This window comes from Klebsiella sp. 1SOBk10mer (assembly GCF_046602535.1).
Taxonomy (GTDB): domain Bacteria; phylum Pseudomonadota; class Gammaproteobacteria; order Enterobacterales; family Enterobacteriaceae; genus Klebsiella; species Klebsiella quasipneumoniae.
The window spans coordinates 43375-65709 of record NZ_JBKIUP010000010.1; the positions used below are offsets into that span (position 1 = coordinate 43375).

Sequence of the window (22335 nt, forward strand, 5' to 3'; positions counted from 1 at the left end):
GGAGCAGACCATGACCACACAGCCTGACTGGAGCGAGTATCTGACGCAGATGACTCACCTTTTTGATATGGAGCTGGATGCGCCGCGCCGCGAGGAGCTGGAGCGCCAGTTTGCCCGCATCGCCGCCATGGCGCAGCCGCTGATGGACTATCCGCTCGGGCCGCGCGACGACATTGCGGGGGTGTATAAAGCATGACACTTCACCATTTCACCATCGCCGAGATCCAGCGTGCGCTGCACGATGGCGAACTGAGCGCCCGGGAGATCGCCTGCCAGACGCTGGACGATATCGCCCGCGTTAATCCGCAGATCAACGCCTGGACCGAGGTCACCGCCCAGCGCATGCTGGCGGAGGCCGACAGCATCGACGCCCTGCGCCGGGAAAAGCGCCCCTTGCCGCCGCTGGCGGGCATTCCCTACGCGGTGAAAAATCTGTTTGATGTCGCCGGGCACACCACCCTCGCCGGGGCGGAGCTGCTGAGCGGCCGGCCGCCGGCCGCCAGCGACAGCTGGGCGGTGCGCCAGCTGCACAGCGCCGGCGCCCTGCTCAGCGGGATGCTCAATATGGATGCCTACGCCTACGGCTTCACCACCGAAAACAGCCACTATGGCGCGACGCGCAACCCGCACGATCTGACGCGGATCGCCGGTGGATCCTCCGGCGGTTCGGCCGCAGCGGTGGCCGCCGGGCTGGTCCATTTCAGCCTCGGCAGCGACACCAACGGCTCGATCCGCGTCCCCGCGTCGCTGTGCGGGATCTTTGGCCTGAAACCCACTTTCGGCCGCCTCTCCCGCTCCGGCAGCCATCCGTTTGTCGCCAGTCTGGATCATATTGGTCCCTTTGCCCGCCGGGTGGCCGACCTCGCCGCGGTGTATGACGCCCTGCAGGGGCGCGACCCGGCCGATGACTTTCAGGCCGATAAAGCCAGCGAGCGCACCGGCAACCTGCTGGAGCGCGGACTGGAGGGGCTGCGCTGCGCGCGACTGGGGGGCTATTTCACCACCTGGTGCGATGATGACGCCCGGGCGGCCGTGGATCGGGTCGCCCACGCGCTGGGCGCCGACAGCGAGCTGCAGTTCGCGGATGCCGCCCTGGCACGCTCGGCGGCTTTTATCATCAGCGCCAGCGAAGGCGGCAATCAATATCTGCCGGATCTTCGCCAGTCGCCCGAGCGCTTTGAACCCCACTCCCGCGAGCGGCTGCTGGCCGGGGCGATGATCCCCTCGGCGTGGTATCTGCAGGCCCAGCGCTTCCGCCGTCATGCCCGTCAGGCGATGAAATCCCTGTTCAGTCAGGCCGACGTGCTGATCGCCCCGGCCACCCCATGCAGCGCTACGCCGATTGGCGCCGAGGAGATGGTGATTAACGGCCAGCCGCTGCCGGTGCGCGCCAGCATGGGTATGCTGACCCAGCCGATCTCCTTCCTCGGGCTGCCGGTGGTGACCGTGCCCCTGCGTACCGCCAGCGGCAAGCCGATTGGCCTGCAGCTGATAGCCGCGCCGTTTAACGAACAAGCCTGTCTTCGCGCCGCGCGGGCGCTGGAAGCGATGGGCATTACCGATGCCCGAGTGGCGGAGAGTGCAGCATGATCAATCTGGATAATGTAGACCGCCCGGCGATCCTCGCCGAGGTGACGGCGGCGTTTTACCAGTATGAAGAGGCGCTGGTCAGCAATAACATCGAGGCGCTGGACGCGTTGTTCTGGCATGACCCGCGCACCGTGCGGCTGGGGGCAGGCGAAAATCTGTATGGCATTGAGGCGATCCGCGCCTTTCGCGCCGCCCGCCCCGCCGCCGGTCTGGCCCGCGACCTGCGCCATACCACCATCACCACCTTTGGCGCGGACATGGCGGTATGCAGCACCGAGTTTACCCGCGAAGGCAGCGCGCGCCTTGGGCGTCAGCAGCAAACGTGGGTGCGCTTTCCCTACGGCTGGCGGATTGTCGCCGCCCAGGTCAGTCTGATGGACTGAGAGGCGTACACTGACGCGGGCCGGGGGAATGAGGCTATTCACCGGCCCGCACCCGCCCGGTATCAATACGTGAGGAGACGATGGTCATGGTGTTAATCAGGGCTGCTGAATCAAAAGATATCCCCGCGCTGAAAACGCTATTTCTGCAGCTGGGCTATCAGACGGAGACGGCGAGCTTAGCGCAACGCATCAATGAACCCCAAAGTATGATGCATACGCTGGTGGCTGAAGCAGAAAACACCGTGTGTGGCGTGGTCGTTATCAATTTTATCTTACCGGTACATGAGAACCGATTGTGGGCATTAATTTCCGCGCTGGTGATAGAGGAATCGTCACGGGGTTCAGGGATAGGCCACCAGCTTCTCCATGCCGCAGAGCGCCTCGCCCACGATAAACAATGCGCTCATATTGAGCTTTCAAGCAGTGAAAAAAGAATCAGAGCGCATCAATTTTATGAAACTAACGGCTATAAGGAAGTCCGCAAACGCTTCGTTAAACGTTTGTCTTAGCCGCCAGAGAACGAGTGCTTTCCCCGAATAATCTTAACTATATTTTGCCCAGCAGGATATTTAACATGCGGCGCAGGGGTTCCGCCGCGCCCCACAATAGCTGATCGCCAACCGTTAACACCGAGTAGACGGGTTCATTATTTAGCGACATTTTCTTGTAGCGGCCAATTCCTACCTGCAACGAACCGCTAATCGCAGCCGGGGTCAAATTACTGACACTCTCTTGCTTATTATTGGGGATATAGTTTACCCACGGATGGGAATGGGTGACTAACTCAGCAAATTCCGCTTCGCTGACCTCACGTTTCAGTTTAAGGGTAATGGCAGCGCTGTGGCAGCGGATTACGCCGACCCGAATGCATAAGCCATTGACCGGGATGCTGCCGGGCGCAAGGCCAAGAATTTTATTAGTTTCCGCCTCGCCCTTCCATTCTTCGCGGCTGTTTCCATCGCCAAGATCGCTGTCGATCCAGGGAATGATGCTGCCCATCAGCGGGACGCCAAAATTCTCCACCGGCATGCCGGCGCTATTAATCAACTCACTCACTTTATTGACTAAAGGCAGCACGGAACCTGATGCCGTCAGTTCATCCGCAGATAAATGCTGACTGATATACGCGCTTTGCGCGATGAATTCCCGCACCTGTTTGGCGCCCGCCCCGGAGGCAGACTGATAGGTCATTACGCTCATCCATTCGATCAGACCCGCTTTTATCAACCCGGCCAGCCCCATCAGGCTCAGTGTGATGGAGCAGTTGCCGCCGACAAACAGTTTCATACCCGCTTTCACCGCGCGATCGATATTATCGCGGTTGACCGGGTCGAGAATAATGCAGGCGTTGTCATCCATCCGCAGCGCCGAAGCGGCGTCAATCCAGTACCCTTGCCAGCCAGAGTTAATTAACGCAGGATAGATGGCTTTGGTATAATCCCCGCCCTGACAGGTTATAATAATATCCATTTCGGCGAGGGCGCTAAGGGAATTCGCATCTTTCAGTTTGTCGCTTTTACCATTAATAACCGGGCCAGCGGCACCCGCACTGGAGGTGCTAAAAAAATGCGCTGAAATATCGTCGAAATCATTTTCTTCGATCATGCGCTGCAACAATACTGAGCCAACCATGCCCCGCCAGCCAACAATACCCACCTGCTTCATTTATTTAACCTTAAAAAGTTATGAGAATGTTAATTTGAGTGTCGCCATACCTTATATCGTATCCCCCAATAAAGGTCATTACCCAGCACATCGATTTTTATCATTATTAAAATGTTTCATCTGCCATCAGCGATAGTTATCTCTTATTACGGTCAGGCAGATATAAGGCGGCGGAGACTGTTCAAAGGGAGAAACGACGTAGCGGAACGGCAGCGGCTTCTCCCCTGGCTGCCATGAATAGTCACTTGCATTTTGATAGTTACTATGTCAATTTGCTGGCAAAAGCCACTTGGTTACTGGACAGCCCATGAAAAATGAACCGCTTTGCCACGCTCCCTGCCCCATCGCCCGCAGCCTGGGCCGCATCGGCGACAGCTGGAGCATCATGATCTTGCGCGACGCCTTTGCGGGCTTTACCCGCTTCGACGAATTTCAGAAAAGCAGCAACGTCGCGCCCAATATTCTGTCGCGCCGCCTGAAGGCGCTGGTCGACGACGGCCTGCTGGAGAAGGTGTGCTACAGCAGCACGCCGCCGCGCTACGAATACCACCTCACCCCGCGGGGCCGCGATTTCCGCATGGTGCTGCTGGCGCTGGCGGAATGGGGTAACCGCCACTTCGCTCCCGAAGGCCGTCAGATGCAGCTGGTGGAAACCGCCACCCAGCGCCGGGTGGATCCGATCATGGTGGATAAAGCGACCGGGGAAGAGATTATCCCGGGTAAATACGCCATGGTGCCGGGCCCCGCCGCCTCGCCGCTGATGCAATATCGTCATGAATATCTGCTGCGCAAACGCGAAGGCGATAGCGGGCAAAAATTCCAGCCTGAACCCTACAGAGATGCCAACCATGAAGCTGGCCAGTAAGAAAAGCGTCCTCGTCCTGGCGGCCCTCTCCGCCGTTCTGGCGGCAGCGAGCTACGGCGCGTACTGGTGGCAAACCGGACGTTTTCTGCAGACCACCGATGACGCCTATGTTGGCGGCGACATTAGCGCCATCTCCAGCAAAGTCTCCGGCTATATCCAGCAGCTGGCGGTGCAGGACAATATGGCGGTGAAAAAAGGTGACCTGTTGATCCGCATTGACGACCGCGATTACCGCGCCGCCCTCGCGAAAGCCGCCGGAGAAGTGGCGGCGCAGCAGGCCGCGCTGGCCGATATCCAGGCTACCCGCCAGCTACAGCAGGCGACCATTGCCGGCTCTGCGGCCTCGTTACTGGCCGCCACGGCGGCAACCGAAAAACTGGCTAACGACAACCGACGCTATAACGCCCTGGCCGCGTCGAGCGCGATTTCCGCACAGATCCGCGATAACGCCTCCGCCGATTATCGCCGGGCGCATGCCGAGCAGGAGAAAGCCAAAGCGGATAAAACCGTGGCCGAACGTCAGATGGCGGTGCTGGATGCTCGCCAGCAGCAAACCCTGGCTGCCCTGGTGCAGGCCCAGGCTAACCTCGAGATGGCCAGGCTGAACCTCAGCTATACCGATATTCGCGCGCCGTTCGATGGGGTGATTGGCAACCGCCGCGCGTGGTCCGGCTCCTTCGTCAGCAGCGGCACGCAGCTGCTCTCCCTGGTGCCCGCGCACGGCCTGTGGATTGACGCCAACTTTAAGGAAAACCAGCTGGCGCATATGCGCGCCGGCCAGGCGGTGACCATCGTCGCCGATGTGCTGCCGAACCATACCTTTAAGGGCCATGTCGCCAGCCTGGCGCCGGCGACCGGCTCACGCTTCAGCATTCTGCCGGCGGAGAACGCGACCGGGAATTTCACTAAAATCGTGCAGCGGGTGCCGGTCCGCATTGCGCTGGAAGGTGACGGGGCAAAGCTTGACGTCCTGCGCCCGGGACTGTCGGTGATCGTCACCGTGAACGAAAAGAGCCCTCGATGAGCACCGCTCAGGCGCTGTCCGCCCCGCAAAGTCTGTCGATGCCGACGGCGAAGAAAATCTTTGCCTTCGCCAGCATGTGCGTGGGGATGTTTATCGCCCTTATCGACATCCAGATTGTCTCCGCCTCGCTGCGGGATATCGGCGGTGGCCTGTCGGCAGGCGACGATGAGACCGTCTGGGTACAAACCAGCTACCTGATCGCCGAGATCATTATTATCCCGCTTTCCGGCTGGCTGGCCCGGGTCATGTCGACCCGCTGGCTGTTTGCCGCCTCCGCGGCGGGCTTCACGCTGATGAGCCTGCTGTGCGGCTGGGCGTGGAACATCCAGAGTATGATCGCCTTCCGCGCCCTGCAGGGGCTGGCGGGCGGGTCGATGATCCCCCTGGTGTTCACCACCGCTTTCGCCTTTTTTCAGGGCAAACAGCGGGTCATTGCCGCGGCGACAATCGGCGGCCTGGCCTCCCTCGCCCCGACGCTGGGCCCGACGGTGGGCGGCTGGATCACCGAAAACTACAACTGGCACTGGCTGTTCTTTATCAACGTTGTTCCGGGGATTTACATCGCGGTGGCAGTGCCGCTGCTGGTGAAAGTAGACAGCGCCGACCCCACTCTGCTGCGCGGCGCCGACTATCTCAGTATTCTGCTGCTGGCCGTGTCCCTCGGCTGCCTGGAATATACCCTCGAAGAAGGTCCACGCTGGGGCTGGTTTGATGACGCGACCCTGACGACCACCGCCTGGGTCGCCCTGCTCTGCGGCGTGGCTTTTGTTATCCGCACCCTCCGCCATCCGCAGCCGGTGATGGAACTGCGGGCCCTGCAGGACCGAACTTTCAGCCTCGGCTGCTATTTCTCGTTTATGGCCGGCGTCGGCATCTTCGCCACCATCTATTTAACTCCGCTGTATCTCGGTAGCGTGCGCGGTTTCAGCGCGCTGGAGATCGGCCTGGCGGTATTTTCCACCGGCTTGTTCCAGGTCATGTCTATTCCGTTTTATTCGTGGCTCGCCAACCGCGTTGACCTGCGCTGGCTGCTGATGGCCGGGCTGATCGGTTTTGCGGTGTCGATGTACAGCTTCGTCCCGATAACCCATGACTGGGGTGCGGACCAGTTGCTGCTCCCGCAGGCGTTTCGCGGACTGGCGCAGCAGTTTGCCGTCGCGCCAACGGTGACCCTGACGCTGGGCAGCCTGCCGCCCGCGCGCCTGAAGTTGGCCTCCGGGCTGTTTAATCTGATGCGCAACCTCGGGGGCGCCATCGGCATCGCCCTGTGCGGCACAGTGCTTAACGACAGAACCAATTTGCACTACAACCGCCTGGCGGACCATCTGAATAACGCCAACCTGGCAATGAGCGATTTTGTTCAGCGCAGCGCAGCAAACTTCGCCACGCAGGGGATCTCGCCGGATGCCGCGCAGACGGCGGCGCTGAAAAATCTTTCCGCGCTGGCGCTGCGGGAGGCGCGAACCCAGGCCTTTTCCGATGCTTTCTACCTCATCATGATGGGTTTTTTGCTTGCCGCGATGCTGGTTCCCTTGATGAAAAAGCCGCCGGCACACTGATACTACAGGAGAGTAAACTATGGGCGTTTCCGTTAAACGCATTGTCGTCACCGGGATGGGGATTGTCAGCCCGCTGGGCTGCGGCGTACAGCACGTCTGGCAGTCGCTGCTGGCAGGAAAGTCAGGGATCACCCGACTCAGCGAGCAGCTGGTCGCGGATATTCCCTGCAAAGTGGCCGGCCAGGTGCCGTCCATTGAAAGCGATCCGCTGCACGGCTTCGACCCGCTGGCGACCATCCCGGCGAAAGAGCGCAAAAAGATGGATCGCTTTATCGAGTTTGCGCTGGTCGCCGCCCGTGAAGCGCTGACCCAGGCCGGCTGGTCGCCAGCATCTGCGGCCGAACAGGAACGTACCGCCACGGTGATCGCCACCGGGATCGGCGGCTTCAGCGAGATCGCCAATGCGGTACATACCACCGATGAACGCGGGCCGCGTCGCCTCTCGCCGTTCACTATCCCCTCTTTTCTGGCCAACCTGGCCGCCGGGCATGTGTCTATCGCTCACGGCTTCCGGGGCCCCATCGGCGCGCCGGTCACCGCCTGCGCAGCGGGTGCACAGGCCATTGGCGATGCGGCGCGGATGATCCGCAGCGGCGAGGCGGATATTGCCCTCTGCGGCGGCGCGGAAGCGGCAATTCATCGCGTTAGCCTGGCCGGGTTTGCCGCGGCAAGGGCGCTCTCCAGCGCCTCCAACGACCAGCCGGAAGCCGCTTCCCGCCCCTTTGACCGCGACCGCGATGGATTTGTGATGGGAGAAGGCGCGGGGCTTATCGTGATCGAGTCACTGGAGCACGCGCTGGCGCGCGGCGCCACGCCGCTGGCCGAGCTGGTCGGCTACGGCACCAGCGCAGATGCTTATCACCTGACCGCAGGCCCGGAAGACGGGAACGGCGCGCGTCGGGCCATGGAGACCGCTATTCGCCAGGCCGGGGTGACCGTCGACGAGATTGACCATATCAACGCCCACGCCACCTCGACGCAGGTCGGTGATAAAGGTGAACTGGCGGCGATTAAAACGCTGTTTGGCGCGCATCCGGTCGCCATTACCTCGACGAAATCCGCCACCGGCCATCTGTTAGGCGCGGCCGGCGGGATTGAGGCCATCTTCACCATTCAGGCGCTGCGTGATCAGGTGGTGCCGCCGACGCTGAACCTGCATCACCCCGATGAAGAGGCGGCAGGCATGAACCTGGTGGCGCTGCAGGCCCGCCCGCAGAAGATGCGCTATGCGCTGTCGAACGGTTTTGGCTTCGGCGGGGTTAATGCCAGTCTGCTGCTGAAACGCTGGGAATAATCGTCAACTCCCCCCCGGCGATGGCTGGCGGGGGATTTTCGCCGTGGCAGCTTTTGCCCTGCTGCTGGAGTAAATGAAGAACAGCGCGATACCCAGGCAGACAATGGCGCCGATTCGGCTCATCGAGAATGGAATCGACGCATTGCCCAGCCAGCCGAAGTTATCGATCAGCATGCTCATGGTTAACTGGCCAAAAATGACAGCGACCGTAGCCACTGCCGCGCCAATACGCTGGACGGCCAGTACCATAATAACGATATAAGGCACACCAAACATTGCGCCCAGCAGTTGCCATTTAGGCACGTCCATCAGCGTCAGGGGGTGTTTGGGTTCGAAGAAAAAGATCAGCAGCCCCGTCAGCAGGGCGCCGACAGCAAATGTCAGGAACGCGCTTTTGAATACGCCAACATTGCTGCCCAGCTGGCCATTGATAGCCGCCTGGATACTCAGCATGGCGCCACCGGCGACGGCGAGCAGAATCATGATAATAGTCATAATGTTACTTTACCCCTGTGCAACCATAACCAGCGCTGCAATGATGAAAATCAGCGCAATGATACGTTTACTGTCAATTTTCCGGCGCGACGTACCGAGCAGACCGAAGTGATCAATAATCAGGCTCTTGAAAACCTGGCCTGCCAGGATGCCGATCATCGTCATGGCGATGCCGATTGCCGGCGTTACCACGGTCAGGATGATGACGTAAATCGGCCCAAGCACGCCGCCAAGCAGCTGCCACGCTGGTTGCGCAAAGAACGACGGACTGTTGCGCGGGCTGAAAAAAAGCATCAGCAGAAAGGTCAGCGCAGCGCCCACGCCGAATATGCTGAAGGTCGCCCAGAGGTCACCGACCTCCCCACCCAATGGTCCGAGCAATCCTGCCTCTATGGACAGTCCCATGCCCCCGGCAATGACGATAAAAATCAATATTAGCTGCATAGCAATCATCTCCAGTAGTCCAGGCGGAGGAGATTACGGCTTAATATGGATGAGAAAAATGCCATAATGAGATAAACACCTGTGCAGGATATGCATTAATGAATGAGCTTGGGAACATCAGTATTCGCGCTCTGCTGATTTTTATAGACGTCTATGAGACGCAGAATTTCTCTGTGGTGGCCCGGCGGGAAGGGATATCGGCCTCTCAGGTATCGCGGGTCATCCATCAGATGGAGGATGTGCTCGGCCAGCAGCTTTTTTACCGCAATACCCGGGCGATAATCCCGACGGAAAGCGGCCATCTTTTTATCCGCTATGCGCGAGCGATGACTGGCAGCATGGAGGAGGCGCGGCGGGAACTCAACGAGAGAACGCTTGAGCCTTCCGGAATGGTCCGCATAAACGCACCCGTATTCTTTGGACAGCGCCATGTCGCACCCGCGTTACCGGGCCTGACGGAGCGATATCCGAAGCTCAGCATTGAGCTTACGCTGACTGATGATTACATCGATCCGCACCGTGAGCCGGCTGACGTGATTTTCCGGATTGGCGTGCTGATGGATTCCGCATTTCATGCGCGCGTGTTTGGCCAGCAGTGCTATCATCTTGCCGCGTCACCGGATTATATCCGCCGGCACGGCATGCTGGGATCGCCCGAAGAGCTCGCCCGGCATAAATGCCTGGTCTACCGCGGTTCGTCAGGACCAAACCAATGGCTGCTGCGCCGGCACGGTGAGGAATGGGTGCACTACCCTGTCTCACCCCTGATGTCATCGAATAATGCTGAAACCCTGCTGATTGCCGCACTCGGAGGGATGGGGATTGTGCTGTTTCCTGACTGGCTGATTGGAGACCGGCTAAAGAGCGGCGAACTTATCGAACTGCTGCCGGAGCTGGATAGGTCCATAAAAACGGAGCCACAGCATATCGCGGCAATCTATCCGAATGCCCGCCACCCACCGCTGAACGTGCGGGCGATTATCGATTACTACATCGACGCGTTCGGTTCACCGCTTTACTGGCAGTCTGAATAAGACAGGCGACTTTATGGTTCGTCTTGAAGTTAACTGCCGTTTCTGGCGCAGAGCAAACGCGTTCAATGCCCTTAAGGTCCGTTTTGAGCGAAAAACGGACCACACTATCTAAAGAAAGATATCGCTGATAATGTTGGGACCGCTCATGTTAAAAAAGTATGCCATTTCTTTTCATTGACGATAACGAAGGGATTTTCATGGTTGAGATTGAGGAAATAAAAAAGAAGTATCCCGGCGCAGACGCCTGGCAAATGGGTGACAGTCCTGAACTGGCTAACGAGCTTGCTGACCTGATCAAAAAAGGGATCAAAACGGCCTCTTGCGGATCTTTTGCCTCTTACCAGCAGGAAAAAACTGCCCCGAGAATTGGGAGTTATCACATTATTCTTGATGGCCAGAATGTTCCAGTTTGCGTGATCAGACTGATTTCGATGCAGCTGGTTCGTTTTTGTGATGTGACTGAAGCATTCGCCCGCAAAGAAGGTGAAGGCAATTTAAGCCTTGAATACTGGAAGAAAGAGCATCAGAGATTTTTCAGCTCCGAAGGTCATTTTTCTGAGGATATGGAGTTGATCGCAGAAGAATTTGAAGTGGTTGAGGTGCTGTGAGACAAGGTCTACGGGCTGACGTTTTATCAATCGCCACTGATAACACTGTTCGCTTCTGGCGCGGAGCGGACAAGCTATCGAGCTAAAGGTCCGCATTGAGCAAGGAGCGGACGTGCCAGCTATAATTGGTAATAAAATGAGAGTAGAGCTATTCTAATTTGTTTATAAAGAACATTTTTACATCCAAGGGCGAAATATTTTTTATGCTATCTTACATGCTATCTCAATATGCCAGGCTACCTGTGCCTCAATTTACCCTACGTTCATGGCTAAAACAATGGTTGTCAGAGCAGGAATCGAGGTGTACAGACAGAAGTTTCTCGGCGCGATTTCCCTGGAGAGAAACTGGATTATGTCAGGAATATTTTTTACAACGAAAACTCAAAATTGATGGAAAGCAATTTCTTACTGGCCCCCGTTATCAGGGAGGAAATATTAACAAACCTTTTATTGATATTGTAGGTATGGATTCTGACCTAAATCATACTGCATTAGAACTCATTAGTAAGGAATGGTCACAACTCAGAGCTCAGTATGTTCGCATTCTTGTACCCGGCCAGTCCTTCCCGCAGGGTAATCCCGACCAGTATATATACGCCACCTCTTTTTCTGAACCCCCTGAATTCAATGATAAATCTCTTACTTTGCAAGTGGCGACATACGAAGATTTTGACTGGTGTTGTCAGGCTCTGGGCGATGCCTATAAGCATACATGGCAGACAGTTCGCGAACTGTCTGCAAACAATTTGGTAGCAGTTGATGACGAAGAGTTGTGTGACCATATTTCTGAGAGAGAAGTATATATTATCTATGAAAACGACGTTCGCGCCGGGTTGCTAATATGCCAGAAAGGAAACATCGCTTTTCTGCGAGGATATCGTATTACTGACAAAGTAATACTTCCTGCTTTTCGTGGTCGATCATTGTCAGCCCGAGCGCAACGCCTGCTGTACCGATTATTAACTCATTCCGATTCTGAACTATCTTTGTATATGGGCACAATTATTCCGGAGAATATCCCCTCGATGAAAACTGCAGAAAGAGCGGGACGAACTTGCATCCTAAGTTATCAATTTCTACCCATCTGCAGAACCCACGACTAACAGCAATGCTAATTTATCTTCAGCCTACTTCCGCTTTTGGCACACAGGGGACGTCAAGGGCCCGGGTGTACTCCCCTGGACGCACTAATGGGCGGTATGTGATTGTTGTGCAGGCTATCATATGGCCTGAGGTACAGCAGAATCAGGCTTCGTAGCAATGAGTCGGTTCACAGCGTCCGGAATCCACCCGGTGCCGTAAATCACCGCAAGGTCTGTCATAAGGTAATTTCATAACGTATCGCGACACCTTTTTTCTTGACGCAGGCCTTCTCTTTCACGGTTTGTCAGAACTGTGGACCGCAGTAATCTCCACTCCGTGCTTTAATCAATGAGAGTGTGTCGGGTGCAAATTAAACTACCTTTCTCAACAGCAAAGGCGGGATACGCCTACCCTCGCAGGGTTTCTGCGTCTGGTAATATGCCCATGACAGTCTCAAAGACCGCTTTGAGGGTTTCCCGGTTTAAGGCACATAATCGCGCGGCGTTGCCCCCAAAATGCAGCGAAAAGCAGCGGTAAAGGCCGCCGGGCATGAGAAACCAAGCTGGTAAGCGACCTGTTTGATTGGAACGCCGTTCGCAAGAAGATCCAACGAAGCGCAAATTCTGGCTCTCTGCTTCCATGTTCTAAAACTAAAGCCTGTATCCTTCATAAACAAGCGGGAAAAGGTCCGTTCCGACATGGCCGACATAAAAGCCAGCTCGCTCAGCGATGCTTCCCAGCGCTGAGTGACCAGTAGCGATCTGGCCGCGCTGTATAATCGCTCATCATTCGGCATGGGAAGCGCCATCGTTAAAGGTGGAGCCTCGCTGAGAATTTCCAGAAGCAACAAAGCTATCTTCCGTTGAATCGGTCTGGCGTAGTCCTCACTGAACAGCCCTGCGATAAGTTCTTTGACTAACGGCGTAGCCGTTATCACATGCACCTGCTGACTCTTTGTAAAGCTCGTACATTCTGCGATAAGGCTACTGCTGAAATAGATCGCTCTGAGATCGGTTTGTGAAAGCAGATGGTAACTATGGATATGCAGAGGCGGTAACCATAATGCCCGCTGAGGAGGGATCACCCAACGGTCGCTCTCTGTTTGCACCAGCATAACCCCTCTGGTGGCGAAGAGTAGCTGCCCCTCAACATGATGATGGGGAGGATCTGCCTCGCCGCGTTGATAGCTTATCGCAGTACTGGACCAGCCTGTGGCCTCATCATGTCTTGGCGCTTTATCTATACTACCTGGCATTTCAGATTTAGCCCCTGCCATTATCATATCGAAACTGGAACCACCCGGAGAAGAGCCTTAGGCAATGGGTGCGTGACTTATCATTCTGATCATCAAAGATATTACAGGAGCTTAACCTCATGCGCGTACACTTTATCGTACATGAAAGTTTTGAAGCCCCGGGCGCATATGCAACCTGGGCAATAAACCAGGGTCATGATGTAACTTACTCACGCGTCTATGCAGGCGATCGGCTACCTGCTGACGCCGAAGGCATCGATTTTCTTATCGTTATGGGCGGTCCGCAAGATCCGGACACAACGCTTGAAGCGTGCCCGCACTTTAATGCTAAAGCGGAACAGGCGCTGATTGCTTCTGCGGTTAAAACCGGTAAGGCGGTGATCGGTATTTGCCTGGGTTCACAGCTAATCGGTGAAGCGCTGGGCGCACCGTTCTCTCATAGCCCGGAAAAAGAGATTGGCAAATTCCCGATCACATTGACCGAAGACGGCAGGAAGGATGAGATGTTCTCTCACTTTGGGGAAACACTGGCAGTGGGTCACTGGCATAACGATATGCCAGGTTTGACGCCAGAGGCCAAAATTATCGCTTACAGCGAAGGCTGTCCGCGGCAGATCGTTGCCTATTCAGACCGCGTCTTTGGTTTCCAGTGCCACATGGAGCTCACATTGGACGTTGTAGAGCGGCTGATCGCTCATTCTGAGAAAGACCTGAGCCGTGCAGCAGAATATCGTTTCGTTGACACGCCTGAAGCGCTCCGGGCGCACGATTACAGTGAAATGAATCAAGTACTTTTTGGCTTTTTGGATAAGCTGGAAGCACGTTACAAAGCAGCGCAAGCATAATGTCATGCTCGGTGAGCTTGCCATCGGGTTGAGCTTGTCATGTCCGCTCCTGGTACAGAGCGGACGAACTAACTGATTTGAAGGTCCGCTATGAGCGAGGAGCGGACATTGGCTTTATATCAAAATAGACATTTTGTGATTGAACCTCGCTACTACCGAATTTTTCCGAATACCGCAGCTGGGAAAACTGCGGGTTTTACCCTGAAAATCACCGCCGATCACTATATCTGACATGCCGTCAAGTTGAGATAGGCATGAGATTTAGTGTTGACCGCCGCAGTGGGGTCCATTCTCCAAAACTAGTTTTACCGAATTGGCAAATCTGTTGCTAAAACTGGTATGGAAACTTTATGCAACTGATCATATGGTTCTGTTTTAAAAGGAAATTCTACAATTCTGTGGAATTGGGATAATTCTTATAAGATAATGTTATCAGTTTCAGGAAGAACTTAACGGTACATCTATCACTATCATACTTTCAGGACTCATATGAAAAGCCATGAATATATTGTTATAAGCGGTTTTAACAGGAGTAAAGTAGGTAAAATAATTGGTTCATTAGCTTCTCTGATATCAGGGGTTTTAGTTTTCCTTATTTTAACTTACCTTGAAAATAATTCTTATATTGAGATGAAATCTGTAATGACCCCAACGGTCTCTTCCCTCATTAGTGCAGGTACAATGTATCTAATTCTCTACTGGATTTTTGATTCAAGGTTATGGAAGTGGAAATTAATATCAAAAGTTATAAACGTCCCAAATTTGTCAGGAGAGTGGGATTGTGAAGGACGCGGCGAAAACAAGGAAGGAGATGTTTTTTTATGGAGTGCTAAAATTAAAATATTCCAGTCATGGGATAAAGTTCATATACGGTTGCAAACCTCGCAGTCAGGTTCTGACAGCATAGCGGCCTCCATTATAAATGATGGAGAAATAGGTTATCGGTTAGTTTACAACTACAGGAGTGATCCGAGGATAAACGAAAAAGAGTTAAGTCCGCATATGGGATTTGCAGAATTAATTTTTGATAAAAATCTGACAACTGCTGATGGCGAATATTTTAATGGTAGAGGTCGGAATACCTTTGGAACAATGAAACTCAGGAGATTATAACATGGCCGATAACTTTTCATCGCGAATCGAACGTTTAAAAACACGAAGAAAAGGAATAAATGAAATATTTGCGATGGACCGCGGACTTGAAAGCAGAGAGATCTTACTAGCAAAATCTCTACAACAAGAAGCCTGGGAAAGCATGGCTTCAGGGAAATCAGCTACGAGATATGCATTAGGTGCCATGCAGGAAGTTGATCCAGTTTATACAAGGGTTAGCATCGAAACAGGGAAAAGGATAGAAAATCAACTATCTAACAGATTGGAAAAAAAGGAAATTTCAGCATCCTTTCGTTTGCAGGGGTCTGTACCGCTTAACATCCATATTAAAGGCGTTAGTGATGTAGATATTCTTACTATTGATGAACAGCTATTCATTTTTTCAAACGAAGGAAGCAAAGCAAATAGTTATGTTTTATCCAAGAAAAAAGCTGTAGATGTACTCCAGATCCTACGGGAAGAAATTGAAGATAGCCTCAGGGCTGCTTTCCCGGCGGCAAAGATAGACACTGAAAACTCTAAAGCAGTAAAAATAACTGGCGGCTCTTTAGCCAGAGATGTGGATGTCGTCCCGGCTGTTTGGTGGAATAATGCCAGATATCAAGATACGGGCAATGAAGTTGACAGAGGAGTGGCAATTTTAAACAAAAGGGATAATCAGCGTATTTATAATACGCCATTCCTTCACATTAATTATATTGAGAGCCGCTGCAACACAACGCTAGGCGGATTAAGGAAGTCTATAAGATTACTTAAAAATATTAAAGCGGATGCACATGAGGAAAATATAGAAATAAATCTCAGTAGTTTTGATATTGCTTCTATTATGTATCATGCGGATATGGGCAACCTCTTAAAAGGTCACTTCTATGAACTTGCTATACTAAGCGAAACACAGCGCTGGCTTGATTGGTTATGGCATAATTTTGACGAAGCAAAAAAACTGGAAGTCCCTGATGGTACCAGGAAGATATTTGATACGGATGAAAAAAAAGGTGAGCTGCTAAAATTATCTTTGCAAGTCGATGAAATATTGAAGGCTGTTCATAATGAAATGAATGCTATTTTTCATAAAGATTCAATCGATGAGGGGATGAGAGACTATTTGAGTAATTCAAAAGTCGATTAGCGTCATAGCCTTTGTTTGTTGACAATGAAAAGTTATGAATTATTGTTGTATGGTTTTAGATGTCTTTAGCTGCAAAATCGCATTCACCTTTTCGTTTTAGACCGTCCCATTAGGGACGGCTTTTTATGTTTATCTTGGTAGAATTCACGTTTTACCGAATACTTGGAAAAGGACGTAGGAAAACCGCCTAGTAGCGATTTCAAAGCAAAGTAATATAGCTAACGTCCGCTTCTGGCACAGAGCGGACGAACCAACTGAGGTTAAGTTCCAGTCTGAACGAGAAGCGGACAGCGGGTTTACAGGTTGTGTATACCTTAACGGGCTGATGTCGATACTATGCCGGCCCGCTAAACATCATGCGGATGACAACGCCTGTACACCGTTCCTGCCATTTGATATCGCCCGGGTGTTAAGAGCCGTTTCCAAACGTCCTTGATGCCATCGCGACTGAACCCAGGGAAACCATTCCAGCCCGCTTTTGAATACTCCCCAGAACAAGCAATTGCAACCAGACAGGACCCGCGACGGGAACGACAAACTGAGGAAGAACAGCAAACATGAACAGCAGGAATCTGGGGTAAGTCAGACTGTTTAATCCAGGTGACGTAAATGCGTCGCGATCCCCCATTTTAGGGCGGTACATCTTCCATTAATCAGTTCGAACACGGAGTAACTCGCGTTGGGTTGTGCATACCGGTGAAAATCATCCACAGCACCACTTTTTAGCATCGCAAGCACACCCTGAATGACCTGTCCGTGAGACACAATACATATTGTTCGATGATGACGTTTTTTTTCCAAATTGGTTAAAAAATGCATAATTCGCTGCGAAGCATGTGAGAGAGACTCACCCTCTGGCGGACAATACTCTGCATCAAGGTTGAATAACGCTTCTGCGGCGTCTGGATTATTCTGCAGGAGCTCTATGGTTGTCATACCTTCAAACTGACCAAAAGCCTGTTCTTTCAGAGCTGGTTCAGCTATCAGTGAACAATGAAAACTCTCCGCCAGGCGCTGTCCCATTTGCCAGGCCCGGCCAAGCGGAGAAGCGTAAACACATTCTACCCGGTAATCACTCGCTACAAACGCTGCCAGCAAGGCTGCTGTTTGACGCTCCCCACGAAGCGTCAAGGCGCTATCACTGTGTCCCTGAATAATACCTTTTACATTCCACTCTGTTTCCGCGTGTCGAACCAGTATTACTTGCATCATTGAAGGGTCACATATGCTGTTGTTTAAAATGTTACAAACTAAAAACACCCCGTTTATATGCTGGCAAGTTCTCAGCTCTCAACGAAAAACAGGAACACGTGTCGCTTACACGGATTATGTTCAGTAGCCCCTGCCGGCGGCCTCTATCTCAGTAAAACCTGAATCAGCTGTACGAAGATATACACTCCCGCTACCACTTGTATGATCCGAAAACCCCATCTGAAATAACGCCATTGATAACGTTCTCTGGCATCAGCCGCTTCAATGGCAGGATCAAAACGTTTTCTTTTCCTGGTTCTGAATGTATCGAATGCCCACAGGACGAGAATGAAGATGATGATGACTTTTTCAAAGATTAGATGGTTCACAAAGAGAGATTCCGGTCTTCTCATGGTTACAGGCAGAATAGATAAACCGCATCGAGGTAGCCACCACTAAATGTTGGGGTACCTGAAGACGCAAGCCAGGTGTCTGTCTTATGGCTGCGTTAATGCATAGCAACGCCATGAAAGTGACATTCATTGCCGACACATGCTGCCGGGAGCCCCCTTCCCCTGAGCATCAGGCTGGGTGATAAAACGACGGCGGTTGCCCGGTCACGCGGCGGAACATGGTGGCGAAAGAGGACGCATTGTCGTATCCGAGGGATAAGGCCACTTCGTTCACCGGTTTCCCTGCTATCAACCATGCCAGGGCGCTCACCACGCAGGCTCGCTGTCGCAGGCGGAAAATGACAGGCCCAGCTGCTTCAGGAAATGGCGGCGAAAGGTACTGGGACTCATAAACAGCGCCCTGGCCCAGCGCGCCGCAGGATCATGGATAGTGGGGTTAAGCAAAAAAGCCTGACAAAGCGCCAGCAGCGCCGGATGCTGTGGCAACGGAATGTCAAATTCGCGGACCGGCATGGCGGCCAGTTCCAGCAACATCAACTGTATCAGCATGCGATCGCGTGGGCTGTCGTACAACGGTGGTAAATCCACAGCCTCCAGCAGTAGCTGGCGCAACAGCGGCGAGACGCTGATCACTTCGCAACGATGGTGTTTAATGAAAGCGGACACACAATCTGGCTCAATATATAAGCTGCGCGTGGTCACCCCCACAAATCTGACAGCGTGCACGGTTTCAGGGGGGATCCAGACAGCATGTTGCGGAAGAACCACCCATTCTCCGTCCTGCGTAGTGACATACATCAGTCCGGTCGCGCCGTACAGCAGCTGTGCGCGACGATGCTGGTGCGGGGGCAGAATATACCCTTGCGCATAGTCATTGCCTAACGCCACCACTTCGCGATCGAGCCGATCGACCTCGTCAATTTTTACGTTGCGCACACCTGTCTCCCTTTGACCGATTTACAAAGGTAATTGAGCGCTGTGCAAATGGGAAGCTGTACGCGACCGGTATAAGCTGCTCGCTCATTTTCAGGGCGGGGATATTCTGTTGAATGATATCGTTATTATTGCACTGGCAGGCTTTACGACCGGCATTACCACCGTGCTGTTCGGCTTCGGAGGGGGCTTTGTGGTGGTGCCCTTTGTCTATCAACTGATGCTTCGGCTGCCGGAACTCGCGGGAAACGCCATGCATGTCGCGGTGGCTACCTCAACGGCGGTAATGATATTTAACGCCGGCTGGGTCAGCTATCGAAACTGGCGGGCGGGCAGGCTTGCCGCGCAGACGCTGTTCCCGTTGTTATGGTTTATTGCCATGGGGGCGGTGGTCGGCTCCTGTCTGGCGGGGATATTGAGCGAGAAGATCGTTCGCGCGCTGTTTATTCTCTATATGCTGGCAACCATCAGCGATTGTTTGTTGCGCAAAGGTTTCTTCAGGGGCAGCGCTCGGCGTCGGCTGTCCCTGCCAGTGGTCACTGGCGGCGGTATGGTTATCGGTATGATTGCCGCATTGCTGGGCGTGGGTGGCAGCGTCATGACGGTGCCCCTGCTACGGCGACACGGGTATGAGATGCAGGAGTGCGTTAGCGCATCCAACCCGCTTTCTTTGCCCGTGGCGCTATGCGGGGCTGTGACCTATGCCGTCATTGGCTGGCACAGCATTCCGCTGAGCGGATTTCTGGGTTTTATCAGCCTGAAAATTCTAGGCCTGCTCGTCCTGACCGGCTGGGCCGGGATAGCGTTTAGCCGCCGGGCTATCCCTGCGGTACCGGATGTATGGTATGCACGCATCTATGTCCTGCTACTGTTCCTGGTACTCCTCGCCATGCTGATTCAATAATCACGATTCATCACGGCGTCTTTCAGGGTTTATCGGTGCAAGAGTCGCGATCGGGTGATGCCCTCTCCCCGGGGAGAGGGCCAGGAAAAGGGGCAGCAGGCTACCCGCGATACGGATGAACCTCGCGCCAGTGGTCGGCGATCTGCTGCCGGGTGCAGACCCACACCTTGTCGTGCTGCTGGATATAGTCGAGGAATCGCTGCAGCGCGCGGAAACGACCCGGACGCCCAAGCAGCCGGCAGTGCATCCCCACGGACATCATCTTCGGCGCGGTTTCTCCCTCGGCGTACAGTACGTCAAAGCTGTCTTTCAGATAGGTATAAAACTGCTCCGCGGTGTTGAACCCCTGGGCGGTGGCAAAGCGCATGTCGTTGGCGTCGAGGGTATAAGGCACGATCAGGTGCGGTCGGCGGCTGCCGTCGCTGCAGGCCACTTCGCTCCAGAAGGGTAAATCATCGCCGTAATAATCACTGTCATAGTCAAAGCCGCCGTGCTCCACCACCAGCTGGCGGGTGTTGGGACTGTCGCGGCCGGTATACCAGCCGGTGGGCGGCTTGCCGAACAGGTCGGTCAGCACCTGCACCGCTTTGTGCAGATGCTCGCGCTCCTCGGCGATATCCATGTGCTGATAGTGGATCCAGCGCCAGCCGTGGCTGACCACATCGTAATCCGCGGCCTTGATTGCCGCCACAATCTCCGGATGGCGCGCCAGCGCCATCGCCACGCCGAAAACCGTCAGCGGCAGTCCTCGCTGGCTGAATTCGCGATGGATCCGCCAGAACCCGGCCCGACTGCCGTACTCATAGAGCGAGTCCATCGACATATGACGCGCCGGATAGCTGGCGGCGCCGATGATATCGGACAGGAACTGTTCCGAACCCGCATCGCCATGCAGGACGTGATTCTCAGCGCCTTCCTCATAGTTGAGGACGAACTGCACCGCGATCCGCGCCCCGCCCGGCCAGCGCGCGTGCGGCGGCTGCCCTGCATAACCTCGCAGATCGCGAGGATAGTGTTCCTGGTTCTCAACCATCTTCTGCCCCTTTTAAAATGGATTTAACGACTGAAACTGCCCGCTTAACGCCTTTTTCTCCGGGAACGCTAAGTCCCCGTGCTTGCTGGTCGCCAGCCCCAGCGCGACCAGCGACTCCACCATCTTCACCGCCGCGCTGACGCCATCGATCACCGGCACCCGCAGCTCGCGGGTCAGCTCCTGCGCCAGGGTCGCCATCCCGCCGCAGCCAAGGACTATCGCCCCGCTGCCATCCTCTTTCAGCGCGCGAATGCAGCGCTCGCGCACTTTCTCCTGCGCCAGGCCGCTGCCGTCTTCCAGCGCCAGCACCGGCAAATCAATGGCGTGCAGCGCCGCGCAGTGTTGATGAAATCCGTACTGGTGCAGTAAATGACGGGCGATGATCAGCGTGCGCGGCAGCGTGGTCACAATGGAGAAACGGGTGGCGACCATCGTCGCCATATGCATCGCCGCTTCCGCAATGCCGATCACCGGCCCCTGGGCCAGTTCGCGCGCTGCCAGCAGCCCCGGGTCGCCGAAGCAGGCGATCACATGTCCATCCACCCCCTGCTCGCGTCCGGCCCTGATCTGCTCCAGCACACCGACCGCTGCGATGGCTTCGTCAAAATGGCCCTCAATTGACGGCACGCCGGCGCGAGGACAGACCGCAAGGATCTCGGTGCCCGGCGCGGCGACCGCGCGCGCGGCGGCGCCTATCGTTTCGGTCATCGCCAGGCTGGTGTTGGGGTTTATCACTTGTATACAAACAGAAGACATCACGACTCCTTGTGACCGGCGAACAGCCGGGAAAAATCGGGCAGGCTGACGCCATCGCGCTCGAAGCACAGGCTGGCGACAATATGATCAAAATGGTGCATCAGCGCCTCGCTGAGCGGCTGTAGGGCTTTATCCCGCAGCAAACCGACCAGCTGCTGGTGATCGTCGCAGCGACAGCCCTGGCGCCAGGGTGCGCCCCAGGCGGCAATCACTAACGAGGAGCGCTGGCTGAGGCGGGTCACCATCTCAGTGAGCACCGGGTTGCCGGAGATAGCCTGCAGCTGAATGTGAAAGTCAGCGGAGTGGCGGATGGCCGCCGGGCCGTCGTGCGCCTCATGAGCCTGCTGCTCACGCTGAATAATGTTCTCCAGCGCCGCCAGATGCGGCGGCTGACAGCGCGCGATCACATCGGGCAGATTCGCGACCTCAAGCAGCGCCCGGGTGCGAAAGATCGCCTGGGACTCTTCCACGCTCGGGCTGGTGACGTGTGCACCACGTTTGGGCGTTAATGTGACCAGTTGCACAGCGGCGAGTCGTTGCAGCACTTTTCTGATGCCGGTGCGGCTCACGGCGAACACTTCCGCCAGCGCCTCTTCCGGCAGTTTGCTGCCAGGCGGCAGCTGATGTTCGACGATAGCCGTCATCAGCGCCTGGTAAATGCTTTCGTCCTTATCCTGCAGCGCTGGCGCGGCCTGGAGACGATGTTCATTATTCATTAA

The 22335-nt window shown here is 54.8% G+C and carries 23 protein-coding genes and 4 pseudogenes; 16 read left to right on the forward strand and 11 right to left on the reverse strand.

Annotation, left to right across the window (positions count from 1 at the left end; genetic code table 11):
• Positions 1 to 10 precede the first annotated feature (10 nt).
• The 4 genes from hpxX to ACLH1I_RS21340 all read left to right on the forward strand — a co-directional run bounded on the left by hpxX (position 11) and on the right by ACLH1I_RS21340 (position 2482).
• Positions 11 to 196, forward strand: coding sequence for an oxalurate catabolism protein HpxX (hpxX, locus tag ACLH1I_RS21325; protein ID WP_004205830.1), 186 nt, complete (start codon positions 11 to 13; stop codon positions 194 to 196).
• Positions 193 to 1590 carry an AtzE family amidohydrolase gene (locus tag ACLH1I_RS21330; protein WP_198080058.1) on the forward strand — a complete coding sequence of 466 codons (1398 nt, stop codon included), beginning with the start codon at positions 193 to 195 and terminating at the stop codon, positions 1588 to 1590. Before hpxX ends, ACLH1I_RS21330 begins: the two co-directional genes overlap by 4 nt.
• A complete protein-coding gene (gene hpxZ / locus ACLH1I_RS21335; RefSeq protein WP_002905421.1) occupies positions 1587 to 1973 on the forward strand; it encodes an oxalurate catabolism protein HpxZ in 387 nt (128 codons plus the stop codon). The genes ACLH1I_RS21330 and hpxZ overlap by 4 nt, the downstream gene beginning before the upstream one ends.
• A gap of 86 nt (positions 1974 to 2059) precedes the next feature.
• Positions 2060 to 2482, forward strand: coding sequence for a GNAT family N-acetyltransferase (locus ACLH1I_RS21340; RefSeq protein ID WP_032456100.1), 423 nt, complete (start codon positions 2060 to 2062; stop codon positions 2480 to 2482).
• A 37-nt stretch (positions 2483 to 2519) separates the two neighbouring features.
• Here the strand turns inward: ACLH1I_RS21340 and asd are convergent, their stop codons facing one another.
• Positions 2520 to 3638: an aspartate-semialdehyde dehydrogenase gene (asd, locus tag ACLH1I_RS21345; RefSeq protein ID WP_065802322.1), complete on the reverse strand. Its 1119-nt coding sequence runs from the start codon at positions 3636 to 3638 to the stop codon at positions 2520 to 2522.
• A 191-nt stretch (positions 3639 to 3829) separates the two neighbouring features.
• Between asd and ACLH1I_RS21350 the strand changes: the two are divergent.
• The 5 genes and pseudogenes from ACLH1I_RS21350 to fabF form a co-directional block, all read left to right on the forward strand.
• Positions 3830 to 3949: pseudogene (locus ACLH1I_RS21350) on the forward strand (hypothetical protein); the annotation flags it as partial.
• A complete protein-coding gene (locus ACLH1I_RS21355; protein ID WP_002905427.1) occupies positions 3946 to 4503 on the forward strand; it encodes a winged helix-turn-helix transcriptional regulator in 558 nt (185 codons plus the stop codon). The pseudogene ACLH1I_RS21350 and the gene ACLH1I_RS21355, both read left to right, overlap by 4 nt.
• Positions 4487 to 5527, forward strand: a complete 1041-nt coding sequence (locus ACLH1I_RS21360; RefSeq protein ID WP_227679975.1) for an HlyD family secretion protein — start codon at positions 4487 to 4489, stop codon at positions 5525 to 5527. Before ACLH1I_RS21355 ends, ACLH1I_RS21360 begins: the two co-directional genes overlap by 17 nt.
• Positions 5524 to 7086 carry a DHA2 family efflux MFS transporter permease subunit gene (locus ACLH1I_RS21365; RefSeq protein ID WP_130944711.1) on the forward strand — a complete coding sequence of 521 codons (1563 nt, stop codon included), beginning with the start codon at positions 5524 to 5526 and terminating at the stop codon, positions 7084 to 7086. Before ACLH1I_RS21360 ends, ACLH1I_RS21365 begins: the two co-directional genes overlap by 4 nt.
• 19 nt (positions 7087 to 7105) lie before the next feature.
• Positions 7106 to 8380 carry a beta-ketoacyl-ACP synthase II gene (gene fabF, locus ACLH1I_RS21370; RefSeq protein ID WP_048324267.1) on the forward strand — a complete coding sequence of 425 codons (1275 nt, stop codon included), beginning with the start codon at positions 7106 to 7108 and terminating at the stop codon, positions 8378 to 8380.
• Between the two features lie 3 nt (positions 8381 to 8383).
• Here the strand turns inward: fabF and ACLH1I_RS21375 are convergent, their stop codons facing one another.
• Positions 8384 to 8875 (reverse strand): DMT family transporter, encoded by a 492-nt coding sequence (locus ACLH1I_RS21375; protein WP_064794325.1) that lies wholly within the window; start codon positions 8873 to 8875, stop codon positions 8384 to 8386.
• Positions 8876 to 8884: 9 nt separating this feature from the next.
• Positions 8885 to 9319, reverse strand: coding sequence for a DMT family transporter (locus ACLH1I_RS21380; RefSeq protein WP_004151877.1), 435 nt, complete (start codon positions 9317 to 9319; stop codon positions 8885 to 8887).
• 98 nt (positions 9320 to 9417) lie between these two features.
• Here ACLH1I_RS21380 and ACLH1I_RS21385 point away from each other — a divergent pair, with 98 nt between their 5' ends.
• From ACLH1I_RS21385 to ACLH1I_RS21395, 3 genes are all read left to right on the forward strand, one after another.
• A complete protein-coding gene (locus ACLH1I_RS21385) occupies positions 9418 to 10353 on the forward strand; it encodes a LysR family transcriptional regulator (protein WP_064794324.1) in 936 nt (311 codons plus the stop codon).
• 251 nt (positions 10354 to 10604) lie between these two features.
• The gene (locus ACLH1I_RS21390) at positions 10605 to 10961 is read left to right on the forward strand and encodes an ASCH domain-containing protein (RefSeq protein ID WP_411302894.1); all 357 of its coding nucleotides are present in this window, start codon (positions 10605 to 10607) and stop codon (positions 10959 to 10961) included.
• A 203-nt stretch (positions 10962 to 11164) separates the two neighbouring features.
• Entirely contained in the window at positions 11165 to 12064 is a 900-nt protein-coding gene (locus ACLH1I_RS21395; protein ID WP_151385325.1) for a hypothetical protein, read from the forward strand.
• A 461-nt stretch (positions 12065 to 12525) separates the two neighbouring features.
• Here ACLH1I_RS21395 and ACLH1I_RS21400 read toward each other — a convergent pair whose 3' ends face one another.
• Positions 12526 to 13326: an AraC family transcriptional regulator gene (locus tag ACLH1I_RS21400; protein ID WP_172971906.1), complete on the reverse strand. Its 801-nt coding sequence runs from the start codon at positions 13324 to 13326 to the stop codon at positions 12526 to 12528.
• Positions 13327 to 13418: 92 nt separating this feature from the next.
• Here ACLH1I_RS21400 and ACLH1I_RS21405 point away from each other — a divergent pair, with 92 nt between their 5' ends.
• The 3 genes from ACLH1I_RS21405 (at position 13419) to ACLH1I_RS21415 (ending at position 16386) form a co-directional block, all read left to right on the forward strand.
• A complete protein-coding gene (locus ACLH1I_RS21405) occupies positions 13419 to 14144 on the forward strand; it encodes a type 1 glutamine amidotransferase (protein WP_057215377.1) in 726 nt (241 codons plus the stop codon).
• Between the two features lie 489 nt (positions 14145 to 14633).
• The gene (locus tag ACLH1I_RS21410; RefSeq protein WP_048294886.1) at positions 14634 to 15257 is read left to right on the forward strand and encodes a hypothetical protein; all 624 of its coding nucleotides are present in this window, start codon (positions 14634 to 14636) and stop codon (positions 15255 to 15257) included.
• A gap of 1 nt (position 15258) precedes the next feature.
• Entirely contained in the window at positions 15259 to 16386 is a 1128-nt protein-coding gene (locus ACLH1I_RS21415) for a hypothetical protein (protein WP_049092440.1), read from the forward strand.
• 314 nt (positions 16387 to 16700) lie between these two features.
• Here ACLH1I_RS21415 and ACLH1I_RS21420 read toward each other — a convergent pair.
• The 4 genes and pseudogenes from ACLH1I_RS21420 to ACLH1I_RS21435 form a co-directional block, all read right to left on the reverse strand.
• Positions 16701 to 16984 (reverse strand): annotated as a pseudogene (locus tag ACLH1I_RS21420) (LysE family translocator); the annotation flags it as partial.
• Positions 16978 to 17598, reverse strand: coding sequence for a histidine phosphatase family protein (locus tag ACLH1I_RS21425; protein WP_004151880.1), 621 nt, complete (start codon positions 17596 to 17598; stop codon positions 16978 to 16980). The pseudogene ACLH1I_RS21420 and the gene ACLH1I_RS21425, both read right to left, overlap by 7 nt.
• Positions 17599 to 17741: 143 nt before the next feature.
• Positions 17742 to 17966 carry a hypothetical protein gene (locus tag ACLH1I_RS21430; protein WP_151385317.1) on the reverse strand — a complete coding sequence of 75 codons (225 nt, stop codon included), beginning with the start codon at positions 17964 to 17966 and terminating at the stop codon, positions 17742 to 17744.
• 193 nt (positions 17967 to 18159) lie between these two features.
• Positions 18160 to 18926 (reverse strand): annotated as a pseudogene (locus ACLH1I_RS21435) (AraC family transcriptional regulator).
• Positions 18927 to 19035: 109 nt separating this feature from the next.
• Here ACLH1I_RS21435 and ACLH1I_RS21440 point away from each other — a divergent pair.
• Positions 19036 to 19827, forward strand: coding sequence for a sulfite exporter TauE/SafE family protein (locus tag ACLH1I_RS21440; RefSeq protein WP_151385319.1), 792 nt, complete (start codon positions 19036 to 19038; stop codon positions 19825 to 19827).
• A gap of 100 nt (positions 19828 to 19927) precedes the next feature.
• On the opposite strand, the gene puuE is transcribed toward ACLH1I_RS21440, so the two are convergent.
• The 3 genes and pseudogenes from puuE to ACLH1I_RS21455 form a co-directional block, all read right to left on the reverse strand.
• Positions 19928 to 20827, reverse strand: a complete 900-nt coding sequence (puuE, locus tag ACLH1I_RS21445) for an allantoinase PuuE (RefSeq protein WP_223171644.1) — start codon at positions 20825 to 20827, stop codon at positions 19928 to 19930.
• Positions 20745 to 21616, reverse strand: a pseudogene (gene hpxA, locus ACLH1I_RS21450) (allantoin racemase). Before hpxA ends, puuE begins: the two are co-directional and overlap by 83 nt.
• Positions 21616 to 22332: a GntR family transcriptional regulator gene (locus tag ACLH1I_RS21455; RefSeq protein WP_002905523.1), complete on the reverse strand. Its 717-nt coding sequence runs from the start codon at positions 22330 to 22332 to the stop codon at positions 21616 to 21618. The pseudogene hpxA and the gene ACLH1I_RS21455 overlap by 1 nt, the downstream one beginning before the upstream one ends.
• Positions 22333 to 22335: the final 3 nt, after the last annotated feature.

Excerpts from the sequence above, each read along its gene's own strand:
- hpxX (WP_004205830.1), top strand. The coding sequence starts at position 11 with ATGACCACACAGCCTGACTGGAGCGAGTATCTGACGCAGATGACTCAC.
- ACLH1I_RS21330 (WP_198080058.1), top strand. The coding sequence starts at position 193 with ATGACACTTCACCATTTCACCATCGCCGAGATCCAGCGTGCGCTGCAC.
- hpxZ (WP_002905421.1), top strand. The coding sequence starts at position 1,587 with ATGATCAATCTGGATAATGTAGACCGCCCGGCGATCCTCGCCGAGGTG.
- ACLH1I_RS21340 (WP_032456100.1), top strand. The coding sequence starts at position 2,060 with ATGGTGTTAATCAGGGCTGCTGAATCAAAAGATATCCCCGCGCTGAAA.
- asd (WP_065802322.1), bottom strand. The coding sequence starts at position 3,638 with ATGAAGCAGGTGGGTATTGTTGGCTGGCGGGGCATGGTTGGCTCAGTA.
- ACLH1I_RS21355 (WP_002905427.1), top strand. The coding sequence starts at position 3,946 with ATGAAAAATGAACCGCTTTGCCACGCTCCCTGCCCCATCGCCCGCAGC.
- ACLH1I_RS21360 (WP_227679975.1), top strand. The coding sequence starts at position 4,487 with ATGAAGCTGGCCAGTAAGAAAAGCGTCCTCGTCCTGGCGGCCCTCTCC.
- ACLH1I_RS21365 (WP_130944711.1), top strand. The coding sequence starts at position 5,524 with ATGAGCACCGCTCAGGCGCTGTCCGCCCCGCAAAGTCTGTCGATGCCG.
- fabF (WP_048324267.1), top strand. The coding sequence starts at position 7,106 with ATGGGCGTTTCCGTTAAACGCATTGTCGTCACCGGGATGGGGATTGTC.
- ACLH1I_RS21375 (WP_064794325.1), bottom strand. The coding sequence starts at position 8,875 with ATGACTATTATCATGATTCTGCTCGCCGTCGCCGGTGGCGCCATGCTG.
- ACLH1I_RS21380 (WP_004151877.1), bottom strand. The coding sequence starts at position 9,319 with ATGCAGCTAATATTGATTTTTATCGTCATTGCCGGGGGCATGGGACTG.
- ACLH1I_RS21385 (WP_064794324.1), top strand. The coding sequence starts at position 9,418 with ATGAATGAGCTTGGGAACATCAGTATTCGCGCTCTGCTGATTTTTATA.
- ACLH1I_RS21390 (WP_411302894.1), top strand. The coding sequence starts at position 10,605 with ATGGGTGACAGTCCTGAACTGGCTAACGAGCTTGCTGACCTGATCAAA.
- ACLH1I_RS21395 (WP_151385325.1), top strand. The coding sequence starts at position 11,165 with ATGCTATCTTACATGCTATCTCAATATGCCAGGCTACCTGTGCCTCAA.
- ACLH1I_RS21400 (WP_172971906.1), bottom strand. The coding sequence starts at position 13,326 with ATGATAATGGCAGGGGCTAAATCTGAAATGCCAGGTAGTATAGATAAA.
- ACLH1I_RS21405 (WP_057215377.1), top strand. The coding sequence starts at position 13,419 with ATGCGCGTACACTTTATCGTACATGAAAGTTTTGAAGCCCCGGGCGCA.
- ACLH1I_RS21410 (WP_048294886.1), top strand. The coding sequence starts at position 14,634 with ATGAAAAGCCATGAATATATTGTTATAAGCGGTTTTAACAGGAGTAAA.
- ACLH1I_RS21415 (WP_049092440.1), top strand. The coding sequence starts at position 15,259 with ATGGCCGATAACTTTTCATCGCGAATCGAACGTTTAAAAACACGAAGA.
- ACLH1I_RS21425 (WP_004151880.1), bottom strand. The coding sequence starts at position 17,598 with ATGATGCAAGTAATACTGGTTCGACACGCGGAAACAGAGTGGAATGTA.
- ACLH1I_RS21455 (WP_002905523.1), bottom strand. The coding sequence starts at position 22,332 with ATGAATAATGAACATCGTCTCCAGGCCGCGCCAGCGCTGCAGGATAAG.